The sequence below is a fragment of the Leisingera thetidis genome, from assembly GCF_025857195.1.
In the GTDB taxonomy this organism is placed as follows: domain Bacteria; phylum Pseudomonadota; class Alphaproteobacteria; order Rhodobacterales; family Rhodobacteraceae; genus Leisingera; species Leisingera thetidis.
The window spans coordinates 2858716-2873114 of sequence record NZ_CP109787.1; the positions used below are offsets into that span (position 1 = coordinate 2858716).

A 14399-nucleotide genomic window follows, 5' to 3' on the forward strand; every position below is an offset into this window, starting at 1 on the left:
AGGACCACATTCGGCCAGCACAGTCAGAACAGTACAGGTGATCCGTGATCATCAACTGGCGTGACCGAAGCGGCGTCAAATGATGCAGCCAGGTCTTCAACCGGAGTGAGCGCGTTAGCAGCGTACTCAGCGCCCGTTTGTGCTGCAGCCACACTGAGGTCCACACCTGCACCGAGTATCCCCAGATCAATATCCAGGTCCAGAACAATGCCATCTTCGAGCACCACATTGACATCGAAACTCGGCGTGCCGGTTTCCACTTCACCATCAGCGGAACGCAGGGTGGTTTCCCGGTCGAGGGTGACGGTTGCTGCGAAGGCGATGGCTGAAAGGAAGTCCTTGGGACAGCGGTCATAACGGGTCGACACGCGCCTCCGATCCTTGAGCCTGTCAAACATGATCTCAATTCGGCTGCGCCGCTTGTATTGGCGCTTGCACCCGTGCTTGTCGTTCACTTGCCAGCTTGCATCCCTCTGCAAGGCCGCGATCCGCCGGTAACCGTAGCGGCCGTAACTGGTCTCCATGGCGGTGCATACTTGTCTTATCCCCAAACCGCTCCGGTTTCTCATTACAGTTGCACCGATGCCGAGGGCGGAGGGGCATTTCCTGCGCTCGGCCGGCAACATCCGGCGCGGATTGCCGTTGCCGAATGCGGCAGGGTCGGGGCGCCAGTTGCGCGGATCCTTCTGATCAAGGGATGGAGCGGCGAATTGATGTACTCAATCCTCTTCCACGGGATGCGCATTTGTCCGGCCAGTGTCATGTGTTGCGGCCAGTGCGCGCTCAGCGGCAGCTTCGGCCGCCAGCCAGCCGGCCAGCTGCACCGCTTCCTCCGGCAGCGGGCGCTCCTGGCTCCAGACGATGTGGTAGCCCGCCTCGGTCCGGACGGTGCCGGGCACCGGCCTGAGCAGCTCGCCTGACACCAGTGCTTCGTCGATCAGGTTCCGCCAGCCCAGGGCGACGCCCTGGCCGGATTTCGCCGCCTCTATGAGCAGCGGGTAGTTGTTGATCACCAGGCCGTGCTGGCTGTTCGGATCCGTTAGGCCGTTCTCCGTCATCCACACCCGCCAGTTCATCCACTGCCACTGGTCGTCCTCCAGGTGCAGCAGGTTGTGGTTCTGCAAGTCCGCAGCGTTGCGCAGCGGTCCGGCATTTCGCAGATAGTCCGGGCTGCAGACCGGGAACACCTCTTCTGGAAAGAGCAGGCGGGAGTCGTATCCCGGCCAGTCGCCGGAGCCATGCAGTATCCCCATCGTCACCTGGGGGCTCAGGCAGTCCGCCAGGCTGTCGGATGCAATCAGGCGAATCGGGACGGCGGGATGGTGTTTCTGGATCACCGGCATCCGCTTCATCAGCCACATCCAGGCGATCGATTGATCCGCCGCCAGGGTGATCCTCTTTCTGCCGCGGGTCGACCTGAGTTCCCGCGTTGCATCCGCCACCATTCCCAGCGCCCGCGTCACCACCGTCTGGTACTCCTTGCCCAGATGGGTGAGCTTCACCCGCCGTCCGTCGCGGGCAAACAGATCGACGCGCACACGGTCTTCGAGCAGCTTCACCTGCTGGCTGACGGCGGACTGGGAAATGTTGAGCTCCCGCGCCGCGGCGGAAAAGTTTTCCAGCCGCGCCGCCGCCTCGAACAGCACCAGCGCATCCAGCGGCGGCAGATGAGGACGGAATCTGTTCATAAGCCCACCTTATCTAAGTTCCTTAGGGTCAGGATGCATTGATTTCCGCTGCAACGCGTGCTTCACGGTTCCGAAAACGGAGCGGCGATATGTCTGATCTTTTCTGGCTGACCGATGCGCAGATGGCGCGTCTTAAACCCTTCTTTCCGAAGTCGCATGGTAAGCCTCGGGTTGATGACAAGCGGGTTTTGAGCGGGATTATCTTCATCAACCGCAATGGGTTAAGGTGGCGCGATGCCCCTGCAGCCTATGGCCCGCACAAGACTCTCTACAGCCGCTGGAAGCGCTGGAGCGAGAAAGGCATCTTCGCGCGGATGATGGCGGGCCTGGCCGCCGGGCACGGCGAAGAACAGACCGTGATGATTGACGCTACCTATCTCAAAGCCCACCGCACAGCGACCAGCATGGCCGCGAAAAAGGGGGGCGCGGCCGTCTGATCGGTCGCACCAAGGGTGGTATGAACACCAAACTGCACGCCATTTGCGACAGCCAGGGGCGCCCGCTCGACCTGTTCGTCACCGCCGGTCAGGTGAGCGACTACATCGGCGCGCGGGCGTTGCTTTGCGGCCTGCCAAACGTCAAATGGCTGCTCGGGGATCGCGGCTATGACGCTGACTGGTTCCGAGAAGCGTTGCAAGACAAAGGGATACGCGCCTGCATCCCCGGTCGGAAGCAGCGCAAAACCCCGGTCAAATACGACAAGCGCCGGTACAAGCGGCGAAACCGGATCGAGATCATGTTCGGCAGGCTCAAGGACTGGAGGCGCGTCGCAACACGCTATGACCGCTGTCCCAAGGTATTCCTCTCGGCCATCGCCCTCGCAGCTATCGTCATCTATTGGTTATGAATCCTGATCCTAGCTTCCGATCGAGACACGCAGGTCCAGCCTGCGCTTGCGTCAACCGACGCCTGTCGCCCTCAACGCGGACAAAAAGCTCCGAAATGCCCTTTGTTTTGGGGGTGGAACACGGCCCGGCCGAGAAACAAAGAGCTGGCAGAAGCAATGCTCCGCCAACTCAATAAGTTCATAAAGGTGGCCAGAGCTGAGGGCCGAAGGGGCATTCATTTACCCCCTTGACACCCCTTGCGCAGACTTATGCTTTCGTTTGCGCATTCATTTGCTTTCTCTGACTGTCAGGCAGCCCCCTCAGCCGCATTTCGAATGGCCGCAACTGCGGCAGGTCATGCAGCCTTCGACCATCTGCATGTCGAACTGGCCGCAGCTCGGGCAGGCCTTGCCGCGCGGCGCGTTCAGGTTCACCACCTGTGCCTGCGGGTCGGACTTCAGCCCCATGCCCTCGCCTTCCAGAAAACCGGTCTTGACCATATGCGTCTCGATCACGCCGCCGATCGCCGCCAGGATCGACGGGATGTACTTCCCTTGCACCCAGGCGCCGCCGCGCGGGTCGAACACCGCCTTCAGTTCCTCGACCACAAAGGACACGTCGCCGCCGCGGCGGAACACCGCCGAGATCATCCGGGTCAGCGCCAGCGTCCAGGCGTAATGCTCCATGTTCTTGGAGTTGATGAACACCTCGAAGGGGCGGCGGTGGCCGTTGATGATGATGTCGTTGATGGTCAGGTAGATCGCATGTTCGGAATCCGGCCACTTGAGCTTGTAAGTGTGGCCCTCCAGGCTCTGCGGCCGGTCCAGCGGCTCGGACATGTAGACGACTTCCGCCCCGTCCGCCGCCAGGCCGCTCTCATGCGGCGCCTTGGCGGTCTCGCCCGGGGCGGTGTCAGCGCTTTCGCTCACCGACAGGACCGAGCCGGTCACGTCGTTCGGACGGTAGGTGGTGCAGCCCTTGCAGCCCTGGTCCCAGGCCTGCATGTAGACGTCCTTGAAGGCATCAAAGGAGATGTCCTCGGGGCAGTTGATGGTCTTGGAAATCGACGAGTCGATCCATTTCTGCGCCGCCGCCTGCATTTTCACATGCGCCGCGGGGCTCAGCGTCTGGGCGTTCACGAAATAGCCGGGCAGCTTGGCATCGGCGCCGAACTTCTCGCGGTACATCTGCACCGCATAGTCGACCACCTCTTCCTCGGTGCGCGAGCCGTCCTTCTGCAGCACCTTGCGGGTATAGGCATAGGCGAACACCGGCTCGATCCCCGAGGACACGTTGCCCGCATAAAGCGAAATGGTGCCGGTCGGCGCGATCGAGGTCAAAAGCGCGTTGCGGATGCCATGCTCGCGGATCGCGTCGCGCACATCCTCGTCCATGTTCATCATGTTGCCGGACGCCAGGTATTTCTCGGCGTCAAACAGCGGGAAGGCACCCTTTTCCTTGGCAAGATCCACCGACGCCAGATAGGCGGCGCGGGCTATGCTATGCAGCCATTCGTCGGTCTGACGCGCCGCTTCGTCGGTGCCGTACTCCAGCCCCAGCATCAGGAGCGCATCCGCCAGGCCGGTGACCCCCAGGCCAATCCGGCGCTTGTTCCTGGCTTCCTGCGCCTGTGCGTCCAGCGGGAACTTGGACACGTCCACCACGTTGTCCATCATCCGCACCGCGGTGGCGACCAGCTCCTGCATCGCCTCCTGGTCCAGGTGGGCGTTGGTCTCGAACGGGTCCGCCACCAGCCGCGCCATGTTGATCGAACCCAGCAGGCAGGCGCCATAGGGCGGCAGCGGCTGCTCGCCGCAGGGATTGGTGGCCGCGATCTGCTCAACATAGCTGAGGTTGTTGGCCTTGTTGATGCGGTCGATGAAGATCACGCCTGGCTCGGCGTAATCATAGGTCGCCTGCATGATCTTGTTCCACAGGTCGCGCGCCTGCACGGTGTGATAGACCTTGCCGTCAAACTGCAGATCCCAGGAGCCGTCGGATTTGACCGCTTCCATGAAGGCGTCCGTCACCAGCACCGACATGTTGAACATGCGCAGCCGGGCGGGGTCGGACTTGGCGGTGATGAACTGCTCGATATCCGGGTGGTCGCAGCGCATCGTCGCCATCATCGCGCCGCGGCGGGAGCCTGCCGACATGATGGTGCGGCACATCGCGTCCCAGACATCCATGAACGACAACGGGCCGGAGGCATCCGCCGCCACGCCCTTCACATCGGCGCCGCGCGGCCGGATGGTCGAGAAGTCATAGCCGATGCCGCCGCCCTGCTGCATGGTCAGCGCCGCCTCCTTCAGCATGTCGAAAATCCCCGACATGCTGTCCGGCACGGTGCCCATCACGAAGCAGTTGAACAGCGTCACCTGCCGCGCGGTGCCCGCGCCCGCGGTGATCCGGCCCGCGGGCAGGTATTTGAAATCCTCCAGCGCGCCGAAGAATTTCTCTTCCCACACGTCCGGCTTTTTCTCGGCCCGCGCCAGATCGCGGGCGATGCGCCGCCAGGTGTCCTCGACGGTGACGTCGATCGGCGTCCCGTCCGCCTGCTTGAATCGGTATTTCATATCCCAGATCTGCTCGGCGATGGGGGCGGCAAAGCGGCTCATATGGCGAATCCCTATGGTCGGTCGTGATAATTGAGTGGGCGTCTGGATAGCCGCTGCGGCGCGCTGCCTCAACGGCGTTTAGCCAAATCTTAGCACTTTTTATCGGCACGCGCACCCTTCAAGACACAAGACCTTGCCCCCGGCAGCCCTTGAGCTACAATATAAAGTTGAAACTCTGGACGACTCTGTGGGGAACCTGTGGATAAGCGCGTGAATCTGGTGAAGCTGTCGGTCGGCACCGAAAGCGTCGAAAGCCTGATAGCCTGGCAGGAGATGCGCCGCCGGGAACTGCCCGAGAGCCTGCCCCGCCACGTCACCCGCATGTGGCCCAAGCGCGAGGCCGAAATTCTCAACGGCGGCTCGATCTACTGGGTGATCAAGGGGCTGATCCAATGCCGCCAGCGCATCCTGCGGCTGGACGAAGTGACGGGCGAAGACGGCATCCGCCGCTGCGCCATCGTGCTGGACCCGGAGCTGCACCGCACCCACACCGCGCCGAAACGCCCGTTCCAGGGCTGGCGGTATCTCAAGACTGACGAGTCGCCCGCCGACCTGCCCGCAGGCAAGAATAAAGAAGAGCCGCTGCCGCTGGAACTGTCGCAGGCGCTGGCCGAAATCGGTGTGATCTGAAACCCGGCCGCGGCTGACGGGACAGGCGGCGCCCCGCCCGCCCCGCAGCAATCACGTCAGCAGCGCCAGCAGCTCTTTCGCCGCCTCCTCCGAGGAGGCCGGATTCTGGCCGGTCACCAGGGTGCCGTCCACTTCCACATGCGGCCCCCAGTCATCGCCGCGGCGGAAATCGCCGCCCTTCTCCTTCAACATGTCCTCCAGCAGAAAGGGTACCACGCCGGTCAGGCCGACCGCCTCTTCCTCGCTGTTGCTGAAGCCGGTCACCCGCCGCCCCTTCACGAACGGCGCGCCGTTCTTGTCCCGCACATCGCGGAACACCGCTGGCGCATGGCAGACAGCGCCGACCGGCTTGCCCGCGGCTGCGAAATCCTCGATCAGCTTGCGGCTGTCCGCGCTGCCGGCCAGATCCCACATCGGTCCGTGGCCGCCGGGATAGAACACGGCATCAAACTGGCCTGCGTCGACGCTGGACAGTTTCAGCGTATTGGCCAGCGCCTGCTGCGCCGCGTCATCCTGCTTGAACCGCCGGGTGGCCCCGGTCCGGGCATCTTCCGCGTCCGACTTCGGGTCCAGCGGCGGCTGGCCGCCCTTGGGCGAGGCCAGGGTCATGGCTGCACCGGCATCGCGCAGCACATAATAGGGCGCGGCAAACTCCTCCAGCCAGAACCCGGTCTTCTCCCCGGTGTCCCCGAGCTGATCGTGCGATGTCAGAACCATCAGAATTTTCATAACCTGTCCTTTCGGCCGGAGTGTACCCCACCCCACCTATGGCGGATCGACAGGATTGAAACCCGGACGCCCTGCGAAAGGCCGTCCGGAGCCGCCATGCGCCGCAAACCGGCGGTCCGGCGCCTACTTGCGGTGTTCCAGCAGGTCCAGCAGCGTGTTCAGCGCCGCCTTTTCATGCGGGCCGTATTTCGCCACCCGGCTGCGCCACAGGGTCGCCTGGGACTTCAGCACCAGCCCGTCCGCCAGCAGCTTCAGGTGGTTGGCGCGCAGGGTCTCCCCGGTCGAGGTGATGTCGGCGACCATCTCGGCGGTCTCGTTCTTCACCGTGCCTTCGGTGGCGCCCTGGCTGTCGACCAGCTGGTAATCCGCCACCCCCGCATCGGTCAGGAACTCGCGCACCAGCCGGTGGTACTTGGTGGCGATCCGCAGCCGGTGGCCGTGGTGCGCGCGAAACGCCGCGGCCGCCGCATCGAGGTCGTCCAGCGTGTCCACGTCGATCCAGAACTGCGGCACCGCCAGCACCAGGTCGGCATGGCCGAAGCCCAGCTCCGCCAGCTCCTCCACCTGCTGCTCGAAGCGCGGCAGCTTCTCCTGCACCAGATCGGTGCCGGTGACGCCCAGATGGATCCGCCCCGCCGCCAGCTCGCGCGGGATCTCCCCCGCCGACAGCAGCACCAGCTCCATGTTCGACACGCCCTCGACCGCGCCGGCATATTCCCGGTCGGAGCCGGTGCGCGACAGCGTCACGCCGCACTTGGCAAACCAGTCAAAGGTCTTTTCCATCAGCCGCCCCTTGGACGGCACGCCCAGCTTCAGGGTCATTTGCGGGTCTCCTCAAGCTGCAGCATCAGGTCGGGGCGCAGCACGCCGCCGACCGCCGGGATTTCCTCGCCCTGCCCCAGCCGCCGGGTCAGCGCGTCATAGCGCCCGCCGCTGGCGACCGGCGGCAGATCGGGGCGCGCCTCGGCATAGAAGCCGAAGACGAACCCGTCGTAATACTCCATCGAGGTGCGCCCGTAGGAGGCCTCGAAATCGAGGTTGTCCACATCCACGCCGCGCGCCTTCATCGCCGCGGTGCGCGCATCCAGCCGGTCCAGCGCCGGAATGATCTGCGGCAGGTCCACCGCAATGTCGCGCATCTGTTCAATGGCATAAGGCACGGTTTCGCGCACCGCCATCAGCGCCTCCAGCGCCAGCAGCTCATGCTCGGCAACCGGCGGCGCCTTGGCATCCTCGCGCAAGGCATCCACCCGCGCCTGCACCTCTGCCGCGCGGCGCTTGCCCAGCTCCATTGCCGAGCCGGTCAGATCGCCCTCGGTCGACAGCAGCTTCTTGCGGCTTTCCGGCATCGGGGTCCGGCCCGCAAAGCGGTCCAGCAGAGAGCGGAACCGGCGCGGCCGCCAGATGTGGCGCATCAGCGCCGCCTTGCGCTTCTCCGTGGTGTTCAGCCCCTCGACCGCGGCCATCAGGATGCCGATGTCGCCGGTTGCCGCCCGCAAAGGCAGCCCGCGCACCTGCAGCGCAAACAGCGCAAACACCTCGGCATCCGCCGCCGCCGCATCGTTGCGCTCGAACACCTCGTAGCCGACCTGCAGATACTCATTGGGCCGGTCCGGGAAATGCTCCTGGCGGCGGAACACCTCGCCCGAATAGGTATAGCGCGCAGGCTCCGCCCCGTGGCGCATATGCGCCTCGACCACCGGCACGGTGAAATCCGGGCGCAGCATCTGCTCGCCGCGCAAGGCGTCCGAGGTCATATAGGCGCGCGCCCGGATGTCCTCGCCGTAAAGATCCAGCAGCGTATCGGCGGGCTGCAGCAGCGGCGTGTCCACCACCTGCGCGCCGGCAGCCTCGAAGCGGACCCGCAGCATCGCGGCGCGGGCCTGAATTTGCGAACGTACCGCCATGATCAGCCCTGCCCGTCGAGGATTTCACGCACCTTGGCGACCAGTTCCGCGCGCGGCACCTCGAACTGGCTGGGGCGTTCCTTCCACTCTTCCAATGTGGCGTTCTCGGCGATCCTGGCGCCCAGGATCAGGTCCTTGATCTGCACCACGCCATTGGCCTTCTCGTCGCCGCCTTCGATCACCGCGACCGGAGAATTGCGCTTGTCCGCATACTTCAGCTGGTTGCCGAAGTTCTTGGGATTGCCCAGGTAGACCTCGGCCCGGATGCCCGCATTGCGCAGCTCCGCCACCATCGCCTGGTAATCCGCCATCCGGTCGCGGTCCATCACGGTGACGACCACGGGACCAGTGGCCTCCGCCGTCAGCCGCCCCTTGGCATGCAGCGCCGCCAGCAGCCGGTCGACGCCGATGGAAACACCCACCGCAGGCACTTCCTGCCCGGTGAAACGCTTCACCAGCCCGTCATAGCGCCCGCCGCCCGCGACCGAGCCGAACTGCCGTTTGCGCCCCTTCTCGTCCAGGATCTCGAATGTCAGCTCTGCCTCGAACACCGGCCCGGTGTAATAGCCGAGGCCGCGCACCACCGAGGGGTCGATCTCGATCCGGTCCTTGCCATAGCCGCCCGCGGCCAGCAGCTCGCCGATCTGCTCCAGCTCGGCGATGCCGTCCTGGCCCACCGCACTGTCACCGACCGCGGCGCGCAGGTTGGCGATGGTCCCGGCAGCCTCCGCTGCCTTGGAAGTCAGGAACGCCAGCACGGGTGCGGCCTGATCATCCGACAGGCCAACCCCCTCGATGAAGGCGCCGGAAGCATCCAGCCGCCCCTTGGTCAAGAGCTCGCGTACGCCGGCCTCGCCCACCTTGTCGAACTTGTCGATGGTGCGCAGCACGTCATCGCGCTTGGTGTCGCCGTCGCCCAGGCCCATGGCCTCCAGCACGCCGTTCAGAACCTTGCGGTTGTTGACCCGCACCAGGTAGTCGCCGCGCGGAATGCCGACGGTCTCCAGCGTGTCCGACAGCATCGCGCAGATCTCGGCATCGGCGGCCATCGAGGCGGTGCCCACGGTATCCGCATCGCACTGGTAGAACTGGCGGAAGCGGCCCGGCCCCGGCTTCTCGTTGCGCCAGACCGGCCCCATCGCATAGCGGCGGTAGGGCGTCGGCAGGTCGTTGCGGTGCTGGGCATAGACCCGCGCCAAGGGCGCCGTCAGGTCATAACGCAGCGCCATCCAGTCGCCCCCGGAATTTGAACTGCCGTCGTCCTCGGTTTCCTGCCAGGCAAACACGCCCTCGTTCGGGCGGTCCACGTCGGGCAGGAATTTGCCCAGCGCTTCAACGGTTTCCACCGCCGAGCTTTCCAGCGCCTCGAACCCGTAATGATGATACACGCCCGCGATGGCCCGCAGCATCTCGCTGCGCTGGGTCACCTCCGCACCGAAATAGTCACGGAACCCCTTGGGCGTCTGCGCCTTGGGGCGGGGCTGTTTCTTCACTTTGGCCATGTTTGGCCTCCTCACGGGTAGCGGTTTCACTCGCGTGGCGGTCTAACGGATGCAAGCCGTGGCGGCAAGAAGGAGCCTCGGCGCGCGGTGACGCAGCAGCGGAAAAACCAGCCTTCCGCCCGGCCGCCAGGCCGGGCCGCGCCTGCCTGCCCCCCGGAGGCGCGATGCGCCCGCCCAGGCAGGCGCGGCCCTCGTTTTTTGCCGGGAAACCATGGACCTTGTCCGCCAACGCACCTATTTAAGCGCATCCGCAATCAAAGGCCCCGAACCATGCAGCATCTGGAAGAGCAAATCGCCCATCTGACCCGCAGCGTGGATGAGATGAGCGACGTGATCGCCCGCCAGCAGCAGGAGATCGACGTGCTGACCCGCCGCGTTGCCATGCTGATGCAGCGCGAAGCCACTCGCGAGCAGGACGGCACCGGCGGCGTGGTCTTCGGCGACGAACGCCCGCCGCATTACTGAGGCCGGTTACGGGCGCAACAAGAATTTTCCAAAAATTCTTGGCCAGATTTTTCTGAAAAATCTGCCGCCTCTGCCCCGGCGCGCGCCCCGCGAACGGGCCTCCGGCGGCCCGTCGGCTGGCGCTTCGGCAGCTGTGCGCGGCAGTTTGCCCGGGTCCGGGGGAGAGCCGCCAGCCGCCCTCAGATCTCCTCCACGTCCATCACCCCGTCCAGCGACTTCAGCGCGCCCTTGATCTGCGGGTTGATCGGGAACGGCTGGCCCAGGTCCATCTCCACATCGCCGGGCAGGCCGGGATCCTGCAGGTACATATAGACCTCGCCGCGTGCCGCATTGCGGGCCGCCGCCTTGGCGTCCTCCAGCACCTGCGCCACGGTGCCGACGGCCGCCGCATCGTTCAGATAAACCCGCAGGGAACTGCGCCCGGCATCGGCAATCGCCGAATCCACCGGCCCGACCGAGCGCACCAGCAGCTTCAGCTGATCGCTCTCCATCGTCGCCTCGGCGGTGATCACCACCTTGGAGCCGGTCTCCAGGAATTCACGGGACTTCTCCAGCACTTCCGAGAACAGCGTGACCTCAAAGGCGCCCGAAGGGTCCGACAGCTGGGCAAAGGCAAAGCGGTTGCCGCGCGCCGACTTGCGCTCCTGCCGCCCGGCCACCACACCCGCCATCTTGGCAATGCAGGCGCCGCGCTCGGCCTTGGCGGTCACCTCGTCCAGCGTCATCACGTCCTTGCGCTTCAGCGCCGGCATGTAATCGTCCAGCGGATGCCCCGACAGGTAAAAGCCGATCGCCTTGAATTCCTCAGACAGACGCTCGGCCGGCAGCCAGTCCGGCACGTTCGGCAGCCGCGGCTCGGGCAGATCCTCGCCGGCCTCGCCGAACAGCGACACCTGGCTGGAATTGCGCTGGTCATGCACCGCGGCCGAGTAGTCGACCAGCGCGCCAAGGCTCTCGAACACCCGGCGGCGGTTGCTGTCCAGCTGGTCAAAGGCCCCCGCCCGCGCCAGCATCTCCAGGGGCCGCTTGCCGACTTTCTTCAGGTTCACCCGGCGGGCAAAGTCGAAGACGTTGACAAAGGGCTTCTCGTAGTCCCCCTCCTTGCGCGCCTCAGCGACCAGCCGCATCACGTCGACACCGACGTTCTTCAGCGCGCCCAGCGCATAGACCAGCTCACCGTTCACCACGTTGAAGGTCGCCAGCGAGCGGTTGATGCAGGGCGGCACGTATTTCAGCCCCAACCCCTTCTTCACTTCCTCGAAGTAGACCGCCAGCTTGTCGGTCAGATGGATATCGCAGTTCATGACGCCGGCCATGAACTCCACCGGGTGGTTCGCCTTGAGCCAGCCGGTCTGATAGCTGACCACCGCATAGGCCGCCGCGTGCGACTTGTTGAAGCCGTAGTTGGCGAATTTCTCCAGCAGGTCGAAGACCTCGGAGGCTTTCTTGGCCGGAACCCCGTTCTCCGCTGCGCCCTTTTCGAACTTCGGGCGTTCGGCGTCCATCGCCTCCTTGATCTTCTTGCCCATCGCCCGGCGCAAAAGGTCGGCGCCGCCAAGGGTGTAATTCGCCATCACCTGGGCGATCTGCATCACCTGTTCCTGATAGACGATGATGCCCTGGGTCTCTTCCAGGATATGGTCGATCAGCGGGTGAACCGATGTGATCTCGCGCTGGCCGTTCTTCACCTCGCAATAGACCGGAATGTTTTCCATCGGCCCCGGGCGGTACAGCGCCACCAGCGCCACGATGTCCTCGATGCAAGTGGGCTTCATGCGCTTCAGCGCATCCATCATGCCGGTGGATTCCACCTGGAACACCGCCACCGTCTTGGCCCGGGAATAAAGGTCGTAGGTAACCTTGTCGTCCAGCGGAATGGCGTTGATCTGGTTCTCGGCGCCTTCCGGCGGATCATAAAGCTGGCTGCCGTCCGCGGCGATATGCAGGTCGCGCCCGGACTGGAAGATCAGGTCCATCGCGTTCTGGATCACCGTCAGGGTCTTCAGCCCGAGGAAGTCGAACTTCACCAGCCCGGCCTGCTCCACCCATTTCATGTTGAACTGGGTGGCCGGCATGTCGGAGCGCGGATCGCGGTAGAGCGGCACCAGCGCGTCCAGCGGCCTATCGCCGATCACCACCCCCGCCGCGTGGGTGCCGGCCGAGCGCAAGAGCCCCTCGACCTGCTGGCCGTAGGTCAGCAGCCGGTCCACCACCGGCTCGTTCTGGGCCTCCTCGCGCAGCCGCGGCTCTTCCTTCAGCGCATCGACGATCGACATCGGCTTCACGCCCTCGACCGGGATCAGCTTGGACAGCCGGTCCACCTGGCCATAGGGCATCTGCAGGACCCGCCCCATGTCGCGCACCGCCGCCTTGGACAGGAGCGCGCCGAAGGTGATGATCTGCCCGACCTTGTCGCGGCCGTATTTCTCCTGCACGTATTTGATCACCTCCTCGCGGCGGTCCATGCAGAAGTCGATGTCAAAGTCCGGCATCGACACCCGTTCCGGGTTGAGGAAGCGTTCGAACAGCAGTGAATACCGCAGCGGGTCAAGGTCGGTAATTGTCAGCGCATAGGCCACCAGCGAGCCCGCGCCGGACCCCCGCCCCGGCCCCACCGGGATGTCGTGGTCCTTGGCCCATTGGATAAAGTCCGCAACGATCAGGAAGTAGCCGGGGAACCCCATCCCCTCGATGATGCCCAGCTCGAAATCGAGCCGCGCCTGGTAGTCCTCGACGCTCACCGCATGCGGGATCACCGCCAGGCGCTTCTGCAGGCCCTCGTTGGCGATGCGGCGCAGTTCGGCCACCTCGTCATCGGCGAATTTCGGCAAGATCGGGTCACGCCGGTACGCCATGAAGGCACAGCGCCTGGCGATTTCCACCGTATTTTCAATCGCCTCCGGCAGGTCGGCAAACAGCGCCGCCATTTCCTCCTGGCTCTTGAAGTAATGCTGCGCGGTCAGCCGCCGGCGCGGCTCCGCCTGGTCGACATAGGCGCCCTCGGCGATGCAGATCATCGCGTCATGCGCCTCGTACATCTCCGTATTGGGGAAATAGACGTCATTGGTGGCCACCAGCGGCAGCTCCATCGCATAGGCCATCTCCACATGGCCGCGCTCGGTCTGCTGTTCCGCCTCCGGCTGGCCGTGCTCGCCCGGGTGGCGCTGCAGCTCCACATACAGCCGGTCCGGGAAAATCGTCTTCAGCCGCCGCATCAGCTCTTCCGCCGCCGGCCGCTGCCCCTGCTGCAAGAGCCGCCCGACCGGCCCGTCCGGCCCGCCGCTCAGGCAGATCACGCCGTCGGAATGCGCCGCGAGCTCCTCCAGCGTCACATGCGGCAGCTCGCCGCCCTGCCGCAGATACAGGCAGGAGTTCAGCTTCATCAGATGCTCGTATCCCGCCTCGTTCTGGGCCAGCAGCACCAGCGGCGCCGGCGGCTTGGGCCGCTCGCCCGGCGCCGGTTCCGTGAACCGCAGATCCACCTGGCAGCCAATTATCGGCTGCACCCCCGCACCGCTGGCCGACACGGAAAATTCCAGCGCCGAAAACAGGTTATTGGTATCGGTGACCGCAATCGCGGGCATGCCGTTTTTCCGGCACAGGTCCGGCAGCTTTTTCAGCCGCAAGGCCCCTTCCAACAGGGAATATTCGGTGTGGGTGCGCAGGTGGATGAATCGGGGAGAGCTTGTCATGCCGCCACGCTATCTTATTGCCGCGACGCGGTGAAAGGGGGAACTGCGCCCCCATCACCCTTAAAAACCGTCATGGTGAGGCCTGCATTTTATCCGTTTTGTTGAAACTCTTTCTCCGGCAGAGCGCCGGGTGCTTTGAAAGGTGCAGATAAATCATAACAATATGAACGCCATACCCACGGCCGCCGCAACATTCTTGCGCATAAAATACTGCAGTGCGGCGGCGGTTTTCCTTGCTTTGACAAGGGGATGCTCCCTAGGCTGGTACCAGCAAGCAAAAAACAGCCCGCCTTTCCTTCTACGCCGCATCGAAGGAAGGCACATCGGGTCAACGGGGTAAC

The 14399-nt window shown here is 64.5% G+C and carries 10 protein-coding genes and 1 pseudogene; 3 read left to right on the plus strand and 8 right to left on the minus strand.

Annotation, left to right across the window (positions count from 1 at the left end):
* Positions 1-302: 302 nt before the first annotated feature.
* Both OKQ63_RS13705 and OKQ63_RS13710 read right to left on the minus strand, forming a co-directional pair.
* Positions 303-434, minus strand: a pseudogene (locus tag OKQ63_RS13705) (transposase); the annotation flags it as partial.
* A 285-nt stretch (positions 435-719) separates the two neighbouring features.
* Entirely contained in the window at positions 720-1688 is a 969-nt protein-coding gene (locus OKQ63_RS13710; RefSeq protein WP_264210626.1) for a LysR substrate-binding domain-containing protein, read from the minus strand.
* 89 nt (positions 1689-1777) lie between these two features.
* Here OKQ63_RS13710 and OKQ63_RS13715 point away from each other — a divergent pair.
* A protein-coding gene (locus OKQ63_RS13715; RefSeq protein WP_264210627.1) for an IS5 family transposase occupies positions 1778-2535 on the plus strand; the annotation gives its coding sequence in 2 pieces (ribosomal slippage) (positions 1778-2102 and positions 2102-2535; 759 coding nt in all).
* A 300-nt stretch (positions 2536-2835) separates the two neighbouring features.
* On the opposite strand, the gene OKQ63_RS13720 is transcribed toward OKQ63_RS13715, so the two are convergent.
* Positions 2836-5133 (minus strand): adenosylcobalamin-dependent ribonucleoside-diphosphate reductase, encoded by a 2298-nt coding sequence (locus OKQ63_RS13720; RefSeq protein ID WP_264210628.1) that lies wholly within the window; start codon positions 5131-5133, stop codon positions 2836-2838.
* Between the two features lie 198 nt (positions 5134-5331).
* Here OKQ63_RS13720 and OKQ63_RS13725 point away from each other — a divergent pair, with 198 nt between their 5' ends.
* A complete protein-coding gene (locus OKQ63_RS13725; protein ID WP_264210629.1) occupies positions 5332-5763 on the plus strand; it encodes a DUF1489 family protein in 432 nt (143 codons plus the stop codon).
* Positions 5764-5814: 51 nt separating this feature from the next.
* Here OKQ63_RS13725 and OKQ63_RS13730 read toward each other — a convergent pair whose 3' ends face one another.
* From OKQ63_RS13730 to hisS, 4 genes are all read right to left on the minus strand, one after another.
* Entirely contained in the window at positions 5815-6492 is a 678-nt protein-coding gene (locus tag OKQ63_RS13730; RefSeq protein ID WP_264210630.1) for a type 1 glutamine amidotransferase domain-containing protein, read from the minus strand.
* Between the two features lie 123 nt (positions 6493-6615).
* A complete protein-coding gene (gene hisG / locus OKQ63_RS13735) occupies positions 6616-7314 on the minus strand; it encodes an ATP phosphoribosyltransferase (RefSeq protein ID WP_264210631.1) in 699 nt (232 codons plus the stop codon).
* Positions 7311-8399, minus strand: coding sequence for an ATP phosphoribosyltransferase regulatory subunit (locus OKQ63_RS13740; protein ID WP_264210632.1), 1089 nt, complete (start codon positions 8397-8399; stop codon positions 7311-7313). The genes hisG and OKQ63_RS13740 overlap by 4 nt, the downstream gene beginning before the upstream one ends.
* A gap of 2 nt (positions 8400-8401) precedes the next feature.
* Entirely contained in the window at positions 8402-9901 is a 1500-nt protein-coding gene (gene hisS / locus OKQ63_RS13745) for a histidine--tRNA ligase (RefSeq protein ID WP_264210633.1), read from the minus strand.
* A gap of 270 nt (positions 9902-10171) precedes the next feature.
* Here hisS and OKQ63_RS13750 point away from each other — a divergent pair, with 270 nt between their 5' ends.
* A complete protein-coding gene (locus OKQ63_RS13750) occupies positions 10172-10366 on the plus strand; it encodes a SlyX family protein (RefSeq protein WP_264210634.1) in 195 nt (64 codons plus the stop codon).
* A gap of 179 nt (positions 10367-10545) precedes the next feature.
* On the opposite strand, the gene dnaE is transcribed toward OKQ63_RS13750, so the two are convergent.
* Positions 10546-14058 carry a DNA polymerase III subunit alpha gene (gene dnaE, locus OKQ63_RS13755; RefSeq protein ID WP_264210635.1) on the minus strand — a complete coding sequence of 1171 codons (3513 nt, stop codon included), beginning with the start codon at positions 14056-14058 and terminating at the stop codon, positions 10546-10548.
* Positions 14059-14399: the final 341 nt, after the last annotated feature.

What these genes read in the sequence shown, in the direction of transcription:
- dnaE (WP_264210635.1), bottom strand. Translation starts at nt 14,058, where the DNA reads ATGACAAGCTCTCCCCGATTCATCCACCTGCGCACCCACACCGAATAT.
- OKQ63_RS13730 (WP_264210630.1), bottom strand. Translation starts at nt 6,492, where the DNA reads ATGAAAATTCTGATGGTTCTGACATCGCACGATCAGCTCGGGGACACC.
- OKQ63_RS13750 (WP_264210634.1), top strand. Translation starts at nt 10,172, where the DNA reads ATGCAGCATCTGGAAGAGCAAATCGCCCATCTGACCCGCAGCGTGGAT.
- OKQ63_RS13710 (WP_264210626.1), bottom strand. Translation starts at nt 1,688, where the DNA reads ATGAACAGATTCCGTCCTCATCTGCCGCCGCTGGATGCGCTGGTGCTG.
- hisG (WP_264210631.1), bottom strand. Translation starts at nt 7,314, where the DNA reads ATGACCCTGAAGCTGGGCGTGCCGTCCAAGGGGCGGCTGATGGAAAAG.
- OKQ63_RS13740 (WP_264210632.1), bottom strand. Translation starts at nt 8,399, where the DNA reads ATGGCGGTACGTTCGCAAATTCAGGCCCGCGCCGCGATGCTGCGGGTC.
- hisS (WP_264210633.1), bottom strand. Translation starts at nt 9,901, where the DNA reads ATGGCCAAAGTGAAGAAACAGCCCCGCCCCAAGGCGCAGACGCCCAAG.
- OKQ63_RS13720 (WP_264210628.1), bottom strand. Translation starts at nt 5,133, where the DNA reads ATGAGCCGCTTTGCCGCCCCCATCGCCGAGCAGATCTGGGATATGAAA.